General features: G+C 62.0%; 16 protein-coding genes. 11 read left to right on the top strand and 5 right to left on the bottom strand.

Annotated features, from left to right (window positions below; genetic code table 11):
• Complete coding sequence (locus tag KVG96_RS08745) at window positions 1-1260, top strand: NAD(P)/FAD-dependent oxidoreductase (RefSeq protein ID WP_217891648.1); 1260 nt, start codon at window positions 1-3, stop codon at window positions 1258-1260.
• A 56-nt stretch (window positions 1261-1316) separates the two neighbouring features.
• Here the strand turns inward: KVG96_RS08745 and ycaC are convergent, their stop codons facing one another.
• The gene (gene ycaC, locus KVG96_RS08740) at window positions 1317-1949 is read right to left on the bottom strand and encodes an isochorismate family cysteine hydrolase YcaC (protein WP_217891647.1); all 633 of its coding nucleotides are present in this window, start codon (window positions 1947-1949) and stop codon (window positions 1317-1319) included.
• A 214-nt stretch (window positions 1950-2163) separates the two neighbouring features.
• Here ycaC and KVG96_RS08735 point away from each other — a divergent pair, with 214 nt between their 5' ends.
• Both KVG96_RS08735 and KVG96_RS08730 read left to right on the top strand, forming a co-directional pair.
• Entirely contained in the window at window positions 2164-3723 is a 1560-nt protein-coding gene (locus KVG96_RS08735; protein WP_217891646.1) for a sensor domain-containing diguanylate cyclase, read from the top strand.
• Window positions 3724-3853: 130 nt separating this feature from the next.
• Window positions 3854-4714: a hypothetical protein gene (locus tag KVG96_RS08730; protein WP_217891645.1), complete on the top strand. Its 861-nt coding sequence runs from the start codon at window positions 3854-3856 to the stop codon at window positions 4712-4714.
• 51 nt (window positions 4715-4765) lie between these two features.
• On the opposite strand, the gene KVG96_RS08725 is transcribed toward KVG96_RS08730, so the two are convergent.
• Complete coding sequence (locus KVG96_RS08725; RefSeq protein WP_217891644.1) at window positions 4766-6970, bottom strand: OsmC domain/YcaO domain-containing protein; 2205 nt, start codon at window positions 6968-6970, stop codon at window positions 4766-4768.
• A 181-nt stretch (window positions 6971-7151) separates the two neighbouring features.
• Here KVG96_RS08725 and KVG96_RS08720 point away from each other — a divergent pair, with 181 nt between their 5' ends.
• Window positions 7152-8021, top strand: a complete 870-nt coding sequence (locus tag KVG96_RS08720) for an AraC family transcriptional regulator (protein WP_217891643.1) — start codon at window positions 7152-7154, stop codon at window positions 8019-8021.
• Window positions 8022-8534: 513 nt separating this feature from the next.
• Window positions 8535-9119 (top strand): hypothetical protein, encoded by a 585-nt coding sequence (locus KVG96_RS08715; protein WP_217891642.1) that lies wholly within the window; start codon window positions 8535-8537, stop codon window positions 9117-9119.
• On the opposite strand, the gene KVG96_RS08710 is transcribed toward KVG96_RS08715, so the two are convergent.
• Window positions 9113-10006 carry a LysR family transcriptional regulator gene (locus KVG96_RS08710; RefSeq protein WP_217891641.1) on the bottom strand — a complete coding sequence of 298 codons (894 nt, stop codon included), beginning with the start codon at window positions 10004-10006 and terminating at the stop codon, window positions 9113-9115. The two genes, KVG96_RS08715 and KVG96_RS08710, sit on opposite strands and share 7 nt — an antisense overlap.
• A gap of 105 nt (window positions 10007-10111) precedes the next feature.
• On the opposite strand from KVG96_RS08710, the gene KVG96_RS08705 reads away from it, so the two are divergent.
• The 3 genes from KVG96_RS08705 to KVG96_RS08695 are packed head-to-tail and all read left to right on the top strand — an operon-like array spanning window position 10112 to window position 11470.
• Window positions 10112-10570 (top strand): GFA family protein, encoded by a 459-nt coding sequence (locus tag KVG96_RS08705; RefSeq protein WP_217891640.1) that lies wholly within the window; start codon window positions 10112-10114, stop codon window positions 10568-10570.
• A gap of 17 nt (window positions 10571-10587) precedes the next feature.
• Window positions 10588-11037: a GFA family protein gene (locus KVG96_RS08700; RefSeq protein ID WP_217891639.1), complete on the top strand. Its 450-nt coding sequence runs from the start codon at window positions 10588-10590 to the stop codon at window positions 11035-11037.
• 52 nt (window positions 11038-11089) lie between these two features.
• Window positions 11090-11470, top strand: coding sequence for a DUF6632 domain-containing protein (locus KVG96_RS08695; protein ID WP_217891638.1), 381 nt, complete (start codon window positions 11090-11092; stop codon window positions 11468-11470).
• A 32-nt stretch (window positions 11471-11502) separates the two neighbouring features.
• Here the strand turns inward: KVG96_RS08695 and KVG96_RS08690 are convergent, their stop codons facing one another.
• Entirely contained in the window at window positions 11503-12141 is a 639-nt protein-coding gene (locus tag KVG96_RS08690) for a hypothetical protein (protein ID WP_217891637.1), read from the bottom strand.
• A 319-nt stretch (window positions 12142-12460) separates the two neighbouring features.
• Between KVG96_RS08690 and KVG96_RS08685 the strand changes: the two genes are divergently transcribed.
• Both KVG96_RS08685 and KVG96_RS08680 read left to right on the top strand, forming a co-directional pair.
• Window positions 12461-12838: a c-type cytochrome gene (locus tag KVG96_RS08685; protein WP_217891636.1), complete on the top strand. Its 378-nt coding sequence runs from the start codon at window positions 12461-12463 to the stop codon at window positions 12836-12838.
• A 631-nt stretch (window positions 12839-13469) separates the two neighbouring features.
• A complete protein-coding gene (locus KVG96_RS08680) occupies window positions 13470-14045 on the top strand; it encodes a hypothetical protein (RefSeq protein WP_217891635.1) in 576 nt (191 codons plus the stop codon).
• Window positions 14046-14206: 161 nt separating this feature from the next.
• Here KVG96_RS08680 and KVG96_RS08675 read toward each other — a convergent pair whose 3' ends face one another.
• Complete coding sequence (locus KVG96_RS08675) at window positions 14207-14683, bottom strand: NUDIX hydrolase (RefSeq protein WP_217891634.1); 477 nt, start codon at window positions 14681-14683, stop codon at window positions 14207-14209.
• 188 nt (window positions 14684-14871) lie between these two features.
• Here KVG96_RS08675 and KVG96_RS08670 point away from each other — a divergent pair, with 188 nt between their 5' ends.
• Window positions 14872-15624, top strand: a complete 753-nt coding sequence (locus KVG96_RS08670; protein WP_217891633.1) for a leucine-rich repeat domain-containing protein — start codon at window positions 14872-14874, stop codon at window positions 15622-15624.
• Window positions 15625-15633 lie beyond the last annotated feature (9 nt).

The following is a 15633-nucleotide window of genomic DNA, read 5'->3' as shown; positions in this document are numbered from 1 at the left end:
ATGACCGACGACACGCACGACATCGCCGTGGTCGGCGCCGGCATCATCGGCGTGGCCTGTGCGCTGCGCCTGGCGCGGCAAGGCCTGCGGGTGGTGGTGATCGACCGGCAGGCCCCCGGCCACGGCGCCTCGTTCGGCAACGCCGGGCACCTGGCGACCGAGCAAGTGTTCCCGATCGCCGACCTGTCGATCCTCAAGCGCCTGCCGGCCATGCTCATGGATCCCATGGGGCCGCTGCGCCTGGACTGGAAATACCTGCCCCGGGCCCTGCCCTGGTTCACCCGCCTGCTGCTGAACCTGCGCCCGGCGCCGTTTCGCCACACCGTGGCGGGTTTGCGCACGCTCAATGAACACTCGCTCGGGGCCTGGCACCGGCTGCTCGGTGACATCCGGCGGCCCGACCTGCTGAAGGTGGACGGCTCGCTGCTGGTGTTCGAACGGCCCGAGTCCCGTGCGGCCATCGAGGCGCTTCAGGCACGCATGCGCCAGCAACAGGTGCCGGTGGACTTTTGGCAGGCCGGTGCGGTGCAGGACGTCGCGCCGCAGCTCAGCCCGCACATTCAGGGCGGGCTGTTCTTTCCCGCCACCGGACACTTTCTCGACCCTTACCGGGTCGTGCGCGAACTGGTCGATGCCGCGGCATCCAGCGGCGTGCAGTTCCTGACGCGGCAAGTGCAAGGCGGCCGGTTGAACGGCCAGGGCGTCGCGCTGACGACCGACGCCGGAGCGCTGCACGCCCGCCGCGTGCTGATCGCCTGCGGCGCCCACTCGGCACCGCTCACCGCTGCATTGACCGGTCAACGGGTGCCGCTGGACACCGAACGCGGCTACCACCTGATGCTGCCGCAGGAACACGAGCGCCTGCCCTTCCCGGTGACCTCGCTGGAGCGCAAGTTCATCATGACGCCGATGGCCGAAGGCTTGCGGCTGGCCGGCACCGTCGAGTTCGCAGGCCTTGCGCGCCCGCCGACCATGGCCCGCGCCTGGCAGTTGCACCGCTTGAGCGACGGCCTGTTCCGCACCCCGCTGAATGCCGACGCCGCCACCCCCTGGATGGGCTTTCGCCCCTCGCTGCCGGACTCATTGCCGGTCATCGACCGGGCCTGCGACGGCAAAGTGCTGCTCGCGTTCGGCCACCAACACCTGGGCCTGACCCAGGCGGCGGTGACGGCGGAACTGGTGGCGCGGATGGCGTCACCGCTGACGGCTCAGGGCGGGCAACTGCCGGATCTGGCGCCGTACCGGTTGAGCCGGTTCTGAAACGACAAAAGGCCTGCTTTCACAAGCAGGCCTTTTGTTTCAGTGGTCGAATTCGATCAACCCTGACGCGCCGACAGCGCCGCGTAGCTGTTCATCAGGTTGCGGTAGTTCGGGATGCGCTGGGACAGCAGGTTGCCCAGCCCTTCGATGTCGTTGCGCCAGTCGCGGTGCAGCTCGCAAGCCACCGAGAACCAGTTCATCAGTTGCGCGCCGGCCGCCGACATGCGGGCCCAGGCCGCTTGCTGCACCGTGGTGTTGAAGGTGCCGGAGGCATCGGTCACCACGAACACTTCAAAGCCTTCGGCCAGCGCCGACAGGGTCGGGAACGCCACGCACACATCGGTCACCACGCCGGCGATGATGATCTGCTTGCGGCCGGTGGCCTTGATTGCCTTGACGAAGTCTTCGTTGTCCCAGGCGTTGATCTGGCCAGGACGGGCGATGTACGGCGCGTCGGGGAACATCTCTTTGAGTTCCGGCACCAGCGGGCCGTTGGGGCCCTGCTCGAAGCTGGTGGTGAGCACGGTCGGCAGGTCGAAGAACCTGGCCAGGTCAGCCAGGGCCAGCACGTTGTTCTTGAACTCGTTCGGCGAGAAGTCCTGCACCAGCGAAATCAGGCCGGTCTGATGATCCACCAGCAGTACGATGGCGTCGTCTTTGTTGAGGCGGTTGTAGGTGAATGCGGTCATGGGTGGATCTCCTTTTTCATTGTTGAAGTGCGTTGCGTTCAAGATGGGCACAGATTAATGAGTCACCGTCAGGTGATAAATCGGCTGAAACGCGTTTCACCGTCAACTCAAACAAGACAATCCACCGACAACCGCAAGAGCGGCCCGACCTTGGCGCCGATCCTTGTCATAATGGCCGCCTGCACTATGTCCAGAATGCCCCAAGGAGATGTTGATGCTCGGACGCGACCGGCCAGAGCTGACAACAGACCACGCCACACCGCCCCCTTCCCGCCACGCCAAAGCCGGATCGACCCTGCGCCTGACCGTCAGCTTCATGCTGGTGGTGGTCATTGCCTTTGTGGCGGTCGAGAGCTGGCGCACCTGGCGCGACTACCGGGCGGCGTTCGCCTCTGCCCGCGACTCGGTGACCAACCTGGCCCGGGCCACCGCCCAGCACGCCGAAGACACCATCCGCCAGGTCGACGTGCTCACCGCCGGGCTGTGCGAACGGGTCGAGGGCGACGGCCTGCAGAACATGGACGTCAAGCGCATCCACAACCTCTTGGTGCAGCAGTCGAAAATCATGCCGCAGCTGCACGGCCTGTTCATCTACGGCCCGGACGGGCAATGGATCGTGACCGACAAAGAGGTCACGCCGGAGATGGCCAACAACGCTGACCGCGACTACTTCCAGTACCACCGCACCCACGAGGACCGGCAGGTGCGCATCGGCCAGGTGGTGGAAAGCCGCTCCACTCACGACCTGATCATTCCCATCTCGCGTCGCCTGAACAACCCCGACGGCTCGTTCGCCGGCGTGCTGCTGGGGACGGTGAAAGTCAGCTATTTCGTCGACTACTACGGCGACTTCCGGATCGACGACAAGGGTGCGCTGGTGCTGGCCCTGCGCGACGGCACCATCCTCGTGCGGCGCCCGTTCATCGCCCAGGTGGTGGGCAAGAGCCTGGCCGGCAGCGAGATCTTCAAGACTTACCTGCCCAGCGCCAACACCGGCACGGCGCAGATCAAGGCCGTGGTCGACGACACCGAGCGCCTGTACGGCTACCGTGCCCTGACCACCTACCCGTTGGTGGTGGAGGCCGGCCTGTCCCGGGACTCGATCATCGCGCCCTGGCGCCGGGACCTGCTCAAGAACGGCCTGGTGCTGGTGTTCCTGATTCTGGTGCTGTCCACGTTCGGGCTCATCGTGCTGAACCAGTTGCGCCAGCGCATGGCCATGGAGCGCGAGATCCGCCAAGCCCACCAGACCATGCGCGACATGGCGCTGACCGACAGCCTCACCGGCCTGGGCAACCGCCGCCGGCTGGACGCGGCGCTGGCCGACGAGATCCGCCTGGCCCGCCGCCAGGGCTCGGCGCTGTCGCTGATCATGCTCGATGTCGACCACTTCAAGCGCTACAACGACCGCTACGGCCACGCCGCCGGCGACGATTGCCTGCACGCCGTCGGGCAGGCGATCCGGCAGGCGGTGAAACGCCCCGGCGACCTGGCCGTGCGTTACGGCGGCGAAGAGTTCACCGTGCTCCTGCCCAACACCGACGGCGCCGGGGCCGCCGAGGTGGCCGGGCAGATCCTGCAGGCCATCCGCTCGCTGCAGCTTGCGCACAGCGGGCATCCGCTGGGCTACGTCACCGCCAGCGCCGGGATCGCCACCGCTCATCCGGTCACCGACGACGTCATGCCTGCCACCTTGCTCAAGGCCGCGGACACCTGCCTGTACCAGGCCAAGCAGCAAGGCCGCAACCGCTGGTGTTCGGCGGGCGCCCCCTGACCGGCTGCCCGTCTCAGGGACGGCACACCTGTCAACTCTGACAGTTATCCGCTTGCCGTTCTGTTGCTACGTTACCGGCTCACTGACCCAACAGTGGACACCACCGGCCCGAAAGCCAGGGAGCGCGGCAATGAACAATTCGATGAAAGCGTCAATCAGCTACTGGAACGAAACCTTTGTCGGCGACAACGATTTTGCCCTGCGTCTGGTCGGCGACTGGTATCACTTGCAGGCCCGCCAGGACATGCCCAATGGCGACTACCACTACCTTGATTTCCGGGTGCCCAAGAGCATCGCGGACACCGGTGAGCCGGTGACGCTCACATTGGTGGCCGACCCCGTATCGCCAGAGCAAGGACGCGGCACCTATAGCCGGTTTTCAGCATCGCACGCAGACATTCTGAACTCGCGTTCGGGCGTCATGCTCCTCAGCTTTGACGCCCAAGCGCAGCGGATGAAAGGCAGTTTTCAGTTCCAGGCGAAGCTCGGCGAGACCCTCATCAACATCAGCGAAGGCAGTTTCGACCTGACGGGCATCACCGACGGCGTCGGCGATGCAACCGGTCGCGGCACGTTCACGGCCACCAGCGCTTGGGGTGATTTCCGCGCCGATGAAGTGAGCATCGAGCTCAAGGAGCCGCCGATCGATCCTTCCCGTTACTGGGAAGTCGTGGGCCGCATGGAGAAAGCTACGGAGCTGCCGCCGTCGAAATCCAACATCGCGCTGATCATCAAGGAACACGTGAACACCGGCACTCATGAACTGAAGAACAATCCGGATGTCCGGGTCAGCTACTTCAGGTCGCTCGAGGGCATTTTCCCGGCGGTGGCCGGCACCCTCACCCTCACCTCGCTTCCGGCAAGCGGACATGCCCAGGGCACGTTGGCGGCAGACTTCATGGACAAAAATGACCAGACCGTGCGCGTTACGGGCGACTTCGATATCCAAAGCGTCGTCGGAAAGACCCGCCGCCACCACGGGCAAGACTGAAACACTCACCCACAAAAAAAGCACCCGAAGGTGCTTTTTTTGTGGCCGCGGTCAGCGAGACACGCCCGCCACCGCCGCCCGGGCCGCGTGCAGCTTCTTGTAGCTGTCGATCAGCCGCAGGTGGCGGTCGAGCCCTTCGAGCTTCATGCTCGTCGGCGTCAAGCCATAGAAACGCACGCTGCCGTCCACCGAGCCGATCACCGCGTCCATCCGCTCGTTGCCGAACATCCGGCGCAGGTTGGTCTCGTAGTCGGCCAGTTCCAGCTCGTCGTCCAGATGCACTTCCAGCACCGCGTTCAGCGCCTGGTAGAACAGCCCGCGCTCGACGGTGTTGTCGTTGTACTGCAGGAAGGCTTCCACCAGTTCCTTGGCCTGCTCGAAACGCTGCAAGGCCAGGTGGATCAGCAGCTTGAGCTCCAGGATCGTCAACTGGCCCCACACCGTGTTGTCGTCGAACTCGATGCCGATCAGGGTGGTGATGTCGGTGTAGTCGTCCAGCTCGCTGTTGTCCAGACGCTTGCCCAGCACCCGCAGGCTGCGGTTGTCGAGGCTGTGCAGGTTGAGGATGTCTTCGCGGAACAGCAGGGCCTTGTTGGTGTTGTCCCAGATCAGGTCCTCCACCGGGTAGATCTCCGAGTAGTCCGGCACCAGGATCCGGCAGGCTTGTGCGCCGAGGTGGTCGTACACCGCCATGTACACCTCTTTGCCCAGGTCTTCGAGGATGCCGAACAACGTCGCGGCTTCCTGGGCGTTGGAGTCTTCGCCGTGGCCGGAGAAGTCCCACTCGACGAATTCGTGATCGGCCCTGGCGCTGAAGAAGCGCCACGACACCACGCCGCTGGAGTCGATGAAGTGCTCGACGAAGTTGTTCGGCTCGGTCAGCGCATGGCTTTCGAAGGTCGGCGCCGGCAGGTCGTTCAGGCCTTCGAAGCTGCGGCCCTGCAGCAGTTCGGTCAAGCTGCGCTCCAGCGCCACCTCGAAGCTCGGGTGGGCGCCGAACGAGGCGAACACGCCGCCGGTGCGCGGGTTCATCAGGGTGACGCACATCACCGGGAACTCGCCGCCCAGCGACGCATCCTTCACCAGCACCGGGAAGCCCTGGGCCTCAAGCCCTTCGATGCCCGCGACGATGCCGGGGTACTTGGCCAGCACCTCTTGCGGCACGTCCGGCAGCGCCAGTTCGTTCTCCAGGATTTCGCGTTTCACCGCCCGTTCGAAGATCTCCGACAGACACTGCACCTGCGCCTCCACCAGGGTGTTGCCGGCGCTCATGCCGTTGCTCAGGTACAGGTTTTCGATCAGGTTGGACGGGAAGTACACCGTTTCGCCGTCGGACTGGCGCACGAACGGCAGCGAGCAGATGCCGCGCTGGGTGTTGCCGGAGTTGGTGTCGTACAGGTGCGAGCCGCGCAGCTCGCCATCCGGGTTGTAGAACTCCAGGCAATAATCGTCGAGGATCTCGCTCGGCAGCTCGTCTTTCGGACCCGGCTTGAACCAGCGCTCGTCCGGGTAATGCACGAACGGCGCATTGGCGATCTCTTCGCCCCAGAACTGGTCGTTGTAGAAGAAGTTGCAGTTGAGCCGCTCGATGAACTCGCCCAGCGCCGAGGCCAGCGCGCCTTCCTTGGTCGCGCCCTTGCCGTTGGTGAAGCACATCGGCGACTGCGCGTCGCGGATGTGCAGCGACCACACGTTGGGCACGATGTTGCGCCACGAGGCGATCTCGATCTTCATGCCGAGGTCGGCCAGAATGCCCGACATGTTGGCGATGGTCTGCTCCAGCGGCAGGTCCTTGCCCATGATGTACGTGCCCTCGCCCGAGCCCGCACTCGGCATCAGCAGCGCCTGGGCGTCGGCGTCGAGGTTTTCCACTTCCTCGATCACGAATTCGGGGCCGGTCTGCACCACCTTCTTCACGGTGCAGCGGTCGATGGAGCGCAGGATGCCCTGACGGTCCTTGGCGCTGATGTCCGCCGGCAGCTCGACCTGGATCTTGAAGATCTGGTTGTAGCGGTTCTCCGGGTCAACGATGTTGTTCTGCGACAGGCGGATGTTTTCGGTGGGAATATTGCGGGTCTCGCAATACAGCTTCACGAAGTAGGCCGCGCACAACGCCGACGACGCCAGGAAGTAGTCGAACGGCCCCGGGGCCGAACCGTCGCCCTTGTAGCGGATGGGCTGATCGGCGATCACCGTGAAGTCGTCGAACTTGGCTTCAAGCCGAAGGTTGTCGAGAAAGTTGACCTTGATTTCCATGCGGGGTTACCAGAATAGCGGGCTGTACGAATTGGCCGCCATTATCCGGCTTTTGCGCCGGAAGTCTTGTGCGAATGTCATTCGGTCGCCGGACGGAACCCCGCGTTGAGCAAACGCGGCTAGGCGCACGAGCCCCGCCCTCGCCGATGCTAGGGCCGACCGCAACCCAGGAGCCTTGCCCGTGGCAGACACGCCGACCCTGACCGCCTACACGAAACGCTTCAACGCCGTGCTCGCCTACATCGACGCCAACCTCGAAGGCGACTTGTCGGTGAAGGCGCTGAGCCGGGTGGCGAACTTCTCCGAGTTCCACTTCCACCGGCAGTTCTCGGCGTTCACCGGTGTGCCTGTCTCGCGCTATGTGCAACTGATGCGCCTGCGCCGGGCCGCGCACAACCTGACCGCCCGTCCCGGCCACACGGTGCTGGAGGCCGCGTTCGACGCCGGGTTCGAAAGCCCCGAAGCGTTTTCCAGGGCGTTCCGGCGGGCGTTCGGCAACTCGCCCGCCGCCTTCGCCAAGGCGCCGGACTGGAAGCACTGGCACGCGGTCTTCGCCATCCCTCACTTTTCAAGGAACATCGCCATGCAAGTCAACATCGTCGAATGCCCCCGGATCCGCGTCGCCGCCCTCGAACACCGCGGCGCGCCAAGCCAGCTCAACGCAAGCGTGCAGCGCTTCATCCAGTGGCGCCAGCAGAGCGGCCAGTCGCCGGTGGCGTCGAGCCGCACCTTCGGCATCCCCTACGGCAACCCCGACACCATTGCGCCGGAAGATTTCCGCTTCGACATCTGCGGCGAAATCCACGAAGCCGTGGCGCCGAACGACATCGGCGTGCGCGAACTCGTCATCCCCGCCGGCCGCTGCGCGGTGGTGCGGCACGTGGGCGCCACCGATCACGTGGGCGAAACCATCTACCCGGTCTACCGCGACTGGCTGCCGGGCAGCGGTGAGGAACTGCGTGATGCGCCGTTGTATTTCGAGTATTTGAGCGTGGGGACGGACGTGCCGCAGGCGCAGTGGCAGACGGATGTTTATGTGCCATTGCGATAGGAGCGACCGCGTCCGTTGCCATAACCCGACGCAGGTGCGCATAGAGACCTGCGTCGGCTCCGAACGTTGGGGGCATAACGATTAAACGCCTTTTTTGCCACGCCCCAGAAATTTGTTGAAGTTCCACTAGACTCACGTCAACCGCCCCCCCTCGCTGACGTTCACAGACAATATTCACGCGCTTGCTCAAGGCACAACTTCCAATGAGTACATGCCGATGAAAACGAGTATTTACGCATTAATACTTTCGGGCAGTGTCAGTATGTTTCTTGGCGACCTGGCGCTGGCAGAGGACTGCACACAGGTATGCGACGCCAATGGCTGCACCACGGAATGTTCATCGCAGGCACCCGCCCCCACCCCGCCTGATGAACTAGCCCCCGTCCAGGTAGGGAATACTTGCGCCCAAGCGCACAATGGCGTCTGTGACGACCAATCCTATTCGCCCATGAACAGCGGCAACTGCCCGATCGGCACCGACCAAAGCGACTGCAACTGAGCAAGGAGAGCAGCATGCGGAACAAGGCCCTGACGTTCTTGTTGCTTACCTTGGCCATTGTTCTGCCGAGCGGCGCCGTGAGCGCGGAGGACCCCGTCGCAGTACCGGCGACAGCGCCGACGACCGAGCAAACCATCATCAAGAAAATGAGGGACGAAATCATCGATCTGCGTAAAGAACTGGCCATTCGCGACACGGAAGCCAACAAGGCACAGGTCGAATACACAAAGAAGTACTACAGCTACCTGTCGGACAAGACGGACATCTACATCGATCAGTTCAGGTGGCAACGTTCAGCGTCTGAGCGACTGCTTTGGCTGGTGGTCACGGTTGTCATCTCAGGCATCATCTTTTCGGGCGTGCAACTGTGGCGCGCGTCCAGCATCAAGGACCTGGGGGGCGAGTCCACGATTGAAATCGAGGCCAGCAAGATCAAGGTCACGTCTTCGGTCGTCGGACTGGCGGTTCTTATCATCTCCATCGTGTTTTTTTACTTTTTCCTGACCGAGGTCTACACGGTAAAAATCGTCGACATGACCAGTGCCGAAACAAAACCGCAACTGCCGGTGCAGAACACCAGGCAGGCCGCCGGTCAGTGATCCGCCAGAAAACGTGACATCGACTGCGCCAACGCATCGAACACCAGCGCGATGCGGCGAACCCGCCGCAGGTCGTGGTGCATGGCCATCCAGATGTCCACCCGAAAATCCACCGACTGCGGCAACACCCGCACCAGCCCGTGCCGTCGCGCCAACTGGCTGGAACAGACGCCGATGCCCAGCCCGGCCCTGAGCGCCGCAAACTGGGCCAGGTGATTGTCCGTGCGCAACACCGTGTGCGCCGGGGCGCAGAGAAAGCCCTGCTGCTGCAGAAACGCCGCTTCCGTCAGGTTGCGGTCGGGGCCGATCAACGGGTATTCGCTCAACGCGTCCGCGCTGCGGGGCGCGCCCTTTTGCCCGAGCAGCTCCGCCGTGGCGTACAGACCGATGCGCAAGTCCCCCACATGGCGGGCGACGACGGCCGCCTCCGTCGGGCGCCGGATGCGCACCGCCACATCGGCCTCCTGCAGGGCCAGGTCTTCCAGGCGGTTCGACACGCTGAGTTCAACCGTCAATTGCGGCTGGGCCGTGCGGATCTCGCGCAGCATGGGCGGCAGCACTTCCACGCCGAGCAACTGGCTGCTGGTGACCCGCACCGTGCCGCCCGGCACGCTGGCCTGCGCGGACGCGGCGCGGGTAAAGGCCTCGGCCGCCATCGCCATGGATTCGGCATGGCCGATCAGTTCGCGGGCGGTGTCGGTGGGCATCAGCCCCGCCGGCGAACGGACGAACAGGCTCATCCCCACGCTCTGTTCCAGCGCATCGATGCGCCGCCGCGCGGTGGCCTGGGCGATGCCCAGCGCACGGGCGGCGGCGGACAGGCTGCCGGTGCGCAGGACGGCCAGGAAGACGCGCTGGGTTTCCCATTGGAGCTGAGGGGCGTTCATACATTTCCTATGAGCGGCTGGGCAAGTTTGATCAATTCTAATCAATCCTAAACTCGCGCATGCTGTACCCGACCCCTCAAATCGCACTGACACGAGACCTGATCCATGACACTTGCCGGTGGATGCCGCTGCGGCGCCGTCACTTACCGCTCCACAACCGACCTGCCACTCGCGGTCTACGCCTGCCACTGCCAACACTGCCAGGCCTGGAGCGGCAGCAGCTTTGCGCTGCACGCCTTGCTGCCCGCCGACGCCTTCACCCTCGAAGGCCCCCTCACCGAATACGCCTACGAAGACCAAGGCGTGCGCTCACGCCATCACCTGTGCGCGACCTGCCACACGCGGATCTACAACACCACCTCAGCCGCGCCGGGCCTGTGGGTGCTGCGTGCCGGCACGCTCCATGAACGCGCCGCCCTGAGCCCGGTGGCGCACATCTGGATCCAGCACAAACAGCCATGGCTGAACCTGCCCGCCGGGATCCCTGCCTGGCCCGAAAGCCCGACACCCGAAGCGTTCGCCGCCGCGTTGAGCACTGCCGGCCAACCGGCCTCCAACCCCTGAAAAAAGGAGACATGCCCATGACCGACCCGACCCCCTGCGCCACCGGCAGTTGCCGGTGCGGGCAAGTGACGTTCCAGGCATCAGGCCGACCGGTCATGACCAGCGCCTGCCATTGCACCGGCTGCCAGAAAATGTCCGCCAGCGCGTTCTCCCTGACCGCCCTGTTCCCCGCCGAACGCTTTGCCGTCACCCAAGGCACCCCGGTCATCGGCGGCCTCCACGGCCCGACCCGCCATTACTTCTGTCCGCACTGCCTGACCTGGCTGTTCACCCGTCCTGCGCAGAACGAAGCGTTTGTCGGTGTGCGCAGCAGCCTGCTGGACAAGCCGCAGGACTATGCGCCGTTCATGGAGACGTGGGTGTCGGAGAAGTTGCCGTGGACGGGCACGGGGGCGTCTGTCAGCTTTGAGGGGTTTCCGGAGGTGGGGGATTATCCGGGGTTGATGGAGCGGTTTTCGCGAAGGTGAGGTGGACTATGCTTGGAGTCAATTGAGCGTCAGGCCCAAAGAGGAGCCCGCCATGACCGCAGTCGATTGCCTCAGGTACTTACGCATCGTGTTGGTTCTGGCTGGCCTCGCCTGCCTCGCCCTCTACCCGCTCATGGTGTTCTGGCCGTCCGGCTGGGCCTGGCACACCGGTCACTCGGACTACCCGCTGATGATCGTCGGCCTCTACGCCACGCTCGGCGTGTTCTTGATCCTGGCCGCGCGTGATCCGTTGGCCCACCTGAGCCTGATCGGGTTCACCGTGTGGTCCAGCGCCGTGCACGCAGGCATCATGACCGTTCAGGCAGTCACCCAGCCTGAGCAAATGGGGCACCTGGCGGGTGACGTGCCGGCGCTCTTCATCGTGGCGGTGGCCTTGGCCGTTTTGACGCGGCGCGCGCGGTCGGTCGCTTAGCCCCGGACACGTAATGGGGCCTGAGAGCAAGGTCAAACAAGGAGCGGTGTGGTTGCCGTCACCCGATTTTTATAGATATGCAGATCAAGCCCCACGGATGCCCACCCACGGCTCAGATACCCGCCCGACAGATACGTGGCAGTGTCCCGGATATAGCCATTGGGATCCATCAACTGGGTATCGCTGATGCGCACGACGAAGTGGCCGTTGTAGAAATCGAAGCTGAAGAAAGGCACCGTCCACGATTTGCTGATCAGGCTGATGATCAGATAGTCATCACCCAGCACGCCGCCCGGCATCGCGCAGGTGCAGCCGCACGACCAGTTGACGCTGCTGCACGTCTGCAGCCCCATGCGCAGCCCGGCGTACCAGGGGCGCACGGACCAATTGGTGATGATCTCCGTCGGTGCATAAATGCTGACGGTGGGCTCATGCGTTTTCAGGTAGGTGGCGATGTTGGCGGGGGTGCTGCCCAGGAAGTTAGTGCAATCGACCGTACGGGTATAGGTCATTGCGTGCGTGACTTCCGCGTCCACATCGGCGCTGACCCCGTCCGCCACGCCTTCGGTCAAACCCAAATCCCTCAGCCAGTGCAGCACATACACGGCACAGGCTGCCCCGCAAAACGGGCCGTTGCCTTGGTCGATCGGGTCGGTCATAACGAATGGCATGACTCGAATCTCTCCCTGAAAATGCCGGCGGATCCCGCCTCAACTCCCTGAAAAACGCACAACGATGCCCAGCGTCCCAAACACTCTAGTGCAAGCGTACTTGGCGGCTTTTGGACTTTTTAGACCGAGTCAACATGAGCGAGCCGGCGGTTATAGCCATTGCGCGTTCACGGTCTTCAACTCCACTTCAAGACCCTGCACAATCCCCAGGCTCTGTGCGACAGGACGTCCTCATGCAACGGATTGCGATCTCAATGATCCGCCAGTAAACGTGACAGCGACTGCGCCAACGCATCCCCATCACTCTCGATAGATGAAAATGAAAAGAACGCTCATCGCGCTGCTGGCAAGTTCAACACTCTTCCAAACCACCCCTTCCCTCGCCGACACCCTCAACGGCAAGAACCTCTATGCCCAGCGATGCGCCGTGTGCCATGGACCGGACATCAAAGGCACCGGGCCGTTGGCCAAGCGAAGCAATCCTCCGACACCGGACCTGACGACTCCTGCCTTCAAGAAACGGCTCAACGAGTATCCGGGCGTGATCGTGTCATCGGTCATTCTTCGCCCCAACGGAGACTTGATCCCAAAGACCCTGCGGGAGAACGGCGTAAAGATTGCGCCCCATGCCTGGAGCGTGAATGACTTTCGCGATTTGCATGAGTACATGACTGGCGTCATTTCAAAAGCCAGGTAGCGTGGAACCCTGTCGATCCACTGCATCCGGATGCGGGGAAACGGTCAGTTTTGCTTGCCCATTCCTCTAATGGGTGGCGTCACAGCGCCCGCACCGGTCTAGGCCCAGTGTGAAAAGCCTTGATACTCGGTGATGCTGCGTTGAAAACAGCCTCGGAATGCTCATTTACAACCCGTAAACTCCGCTTCCTCGGCTGTTTTCGCCTTGCCTGACCTTCGTCTCAAGACTTTTCACACAGACCCTAGTGGCTGAAACAACTCATGTAATTGTTGAGCCGTTGGGTTCCTGCGACGAGTAAGGGATACCGCAAATCCTTCTTGGCTTGCTTATTTCTTCTCAAACTAACAATTGGCGCTTTGTAAAAAAATGACATCGCCATGGATATTTTTTGCAACGCCAACAGTCCGCGTCTATCGTCAACGAGCGGTACGGATCAATAACGCATGAACTTCAAGGACAGAATCATGATGCATCAAGCAATCCAAAACTTACCTCTACTGCGCAACAACCAATACGTTCCCGCGCCATCAGGGCCGTATGAAACACATTTGCATGGCAATTCTGCTCCATTGGCAATGACGATAGAAACATCAACGAGTGGTTCTACTGTCTTGCACATGGAGAAAACTAAATGATCAAGTCAGCTTTTGTTAAGACCACGTTGATTGCCCTGCTTTTGTCTGGATCAGCAGCCTATGCAGCAACAGAGCATGATAATGAGGTGTTGTTCTCAATCCCCGGCCTGACAAGCTTCGAGTTTCGCGCAACCGCTTATAAAATCACGAACGGACAGCCCTATAGTGGCGTTACATCAAGTATTTCCAGGCCCAACGAGGGCAAGGTAGTCGTCAAGGCTGGCCGGAGCGGTTCGACCGAAGTAGCCGATTGGTTCAGGCAGCAAGTAGGGGGCGGAGGAACGCTCGCTTGCCTAAGCACCAGTACATATCCCGACAAACTGAATTTTGCAGTAAAAGGGGATTTCACTATTGGCGCCAATAGCAAGACAGTGATTTGCAAGAATGTGTTAATTGCTCAAGGGCATAAAAGCAGCAGCAATAACTGGTGGATGGGCGGGCCTGACCTATCTACGGTCAATATCCAGAAATGTGATGTTGTCGGAGGTGGAACGACGGAGGTGACTTTCTTCTCGGATAACCTGGCATGTGTTAATCAGTTCAAAATCACTGTCGACCCCATCGCCCCATAAGTTTTAGGTTCTGCACAAAACACTTTTGAAACGGGTCAATCGCAGCCATCAACGGCAGGAGCCGTTGATGGCCAAGCGATGCGAACGCAGCGATTCATCCTGGAACGCGTCTGACCGAGGCCAGCCCATCACGACTGGCAGCGAGCGCCGCAAAGCTGCGATCAAATGGAGGTAACGGATCGGTTTTCGAAGCCTGAACTCGCTTCCGCCAACATCTGCACCAGATTCTCCGGCCAGACCGTTTCCTGCGTGTTTCTCAGTTCCCGGGCCGACCACCAACGAGGCTCAGCCATGACCTTCTTCTCATGCTCGGTCCATTCCGAACGGCAGAGGCCGTTGTCCGGAACATGCACGACAAAGTATTGCTCCACCGCCAACACAGGCTCCCCGCTCGGCAACAGCAGCGACACCCTGCGCTCCGCCACGGGGCCGGCCACTTCGTTGACGTGAATGCCTGTTTCCTCGCGCAGCTCACGGATGGCCGCGGCGTGAAACGTCTCGCCCTCCTCCAGGCCGCCGCCCGGCGTTGCCCAGTGGCTGGTGCCGGCCAAGGCATCGTCATGGTGGCAGAACTTGAACAGCAGAACCTCCAGAGCAGGATTGATGACCAATAACCGGGCTGCCTTGCGCTCTCGCATCTGTTCGTTCCCTGAGTGAAAAAGCGCGCAGGTTAACGGTGACTCCGAACAACGACAAGGCGCAAACATCACCCGCCGCGCCCGTGCCAGCAACCGACCCTGTGCGCTCGCTGGACAGGTGCGCTTGCGGCCGATAGCCTCCCCGCCTGATACCTCGCCTCACGGACCGACTGCGGAGAACGTAAAACATGATGTTGAGACTGGATCAGCCGTTCTCCGAACAAGAGCTTGCGCAAGCCGATGAGCTGAAGCTTTACAACGTTTCAGACAAAACATGGCCCATCGTGCTGTCCCATTGCAACGCCGTCGAACTTCAACTCCACCTCCTGAAGCTGACATCACTTGAGGGAATCGCCGGGTTAAAAAACACGCGCCGATTGAAGTTGGAACGGGCGAAGAAAATTGAATCGCTGGAGCCTGTCTTCCAAATGAAAGGCCTGACGCACCTCACCGTCGAAGAGTGCGTGGGACTGCATCGGCTCGACGGGATCGAAGCCTTGAGCGAACTGACTGAACTGCGCCTGACCGGCACCTTGTGGGGCGGATCGACACCGCTGCACCTAGACACCCTCGAACCGCTGTTACGCCTTCCCAAACTCACCAAGCTGTCGCTGGCGAACCTGAAGCTTTGCGACGACGATATCACTGGCCTTGCCCGCTGCACCCACCTTCGCCATTTGAGCTTGACCAATCAGTTTGATCGCACTCAGGTCGCCTTTCTCGCCAGCCGGCTGAACGGGCAACTACTCGAACCTCTGAAGGCCTACGTCACAACACATATCGGTTGCGCGACGTGCAATGGCCCGACGGCCATGTTCACGGGGCGGAGAATGCCTTTCCTTTGCTCGGCCTGCGATGCTCCGAGGTTTCAGAAGCTGACCCGTCAGTTCGAACAGATGGTGATCGATGCATCGCTACCGGCGATGTCGCAATCTGTATAGAGCAAGATC

The organism is Pseudomonas ekonensis, assembly GCF_019145435.1.
Taxonomy (GTDB): domain Bacteria; phylum Pseudomonadota; class Gammaproteobacteria; order Pseudomonadales; family Pseudomonadaceae; genus Aquipseudomonas; species Aquipseudomonas ekonensis.
This window is presented reverse-complemented; position numbering and strand designations above follow the sequence as displayed.

Bases quoted from the DNA above. Each gene is read 5' to 3' on its own strand.
- KVG96_RS08730 (WP_217891645.1), top strand. From the start codon at position 3,854: ATGAACAATTCGATGAAAGCGTCAATCAGCTACTGGAACGAAACCTTT.
- KVG96_RS08695 (WP_217891638.1), top strand. From the start codon at position 11,090: ATGACCGCAGTCGATTGCCTCAGGTACTTACGCATCGTGTTGGTTCTG.
- KVG96_RS08710 (WP_217891641.1), bottom strand. From the start codon at position 10,006: ATGAACGCCCCTCAGCTCCAATGGGAAACCCAGCGCGTCTTCCTGGCC.
- KVG96_RS08745 (WP_217891648.1), top strand. From the start codon at position 1: ATGACCGACGACACGCACGACATCGCCGTGGTCGGCGCCGGCATCATC.
- KVG96_RS08735 (WP_217891646.1), top strand. From the start codon at position 2,164: ATGCTCGGACGCGACCGGCCAGAGCTGACAACAGACCACGCCACACCG.
- KVG96_RS08700 (WP_217891639.1), top strand. From the start codon at position 10,588: ATGACCGACCCGACCCCCTGCGCCACCGGCAGTTGCCGGTGCGGGCAA.
- KVG96_RS08725 (WP_217891644.1), bottom strand. From the start codon at position 6,970: ATGGAAATCAAGGTCAACTTTCTCGACAACCTTCGGCTTGAAGCCAAG.
- KVG96_RS08685 (WP_217891636.1), top strand. From the start codon at position 12,461: ATGAAAAGAACGCTCATCGCGCTGCTGGCAAGTTCAACACTCTTCCAA.
- KVG96_RS08705 (WP_217891640.1), top strand. From the start codon at position 10,112: ATGACACTTGCCGGTGGATGCCGCTGCGGCGCCGTCACTTACCGCTCC.
- KVG96_RS08715 (WP_217891642.1), top strand. From the start codon at position 8,535: ATGCGGAACAAGGCCCTGACGTTCTTGTTGCTTACCTTGGCCATTGTT.
- ycaC (WP_217891647.1), bottom strand. From the start codon at position 1,949: ATGACCGCATTCACCTACAACCGCCTCAACAAAGACGACGCCATCGTA.
- KVG96_RS08670 (WP_217891633.1), top strand. From the start codon at position 14,872: ATGATGTTGAGACTGGATCAGCCGTTCTCCGAACAAGAGCTTGCGCAA.
- KVG96_RS08690 (WP_217891637.1), bottom strand. From the start codon at position 12,141: ATGCCATTCGTTATGACCGACCCGATCGACCAAGGCAACGGCCCGTTT.
- KVG96_RS08680 (WP_217891635.1), top strand. From the start codon at position 13,470: ATGATCAAGTCAGCTTTTGTTAAGACCACGTTGATTGCCCTGCTTTTG.
- KVG96_RS08675 (WP_217891634.1), bottom strand. From the start codon at position 14,683: ATGCGAGAGCGCAAGGCAGCCCGGTTATTGGTCATCAATCCTGCTCTG.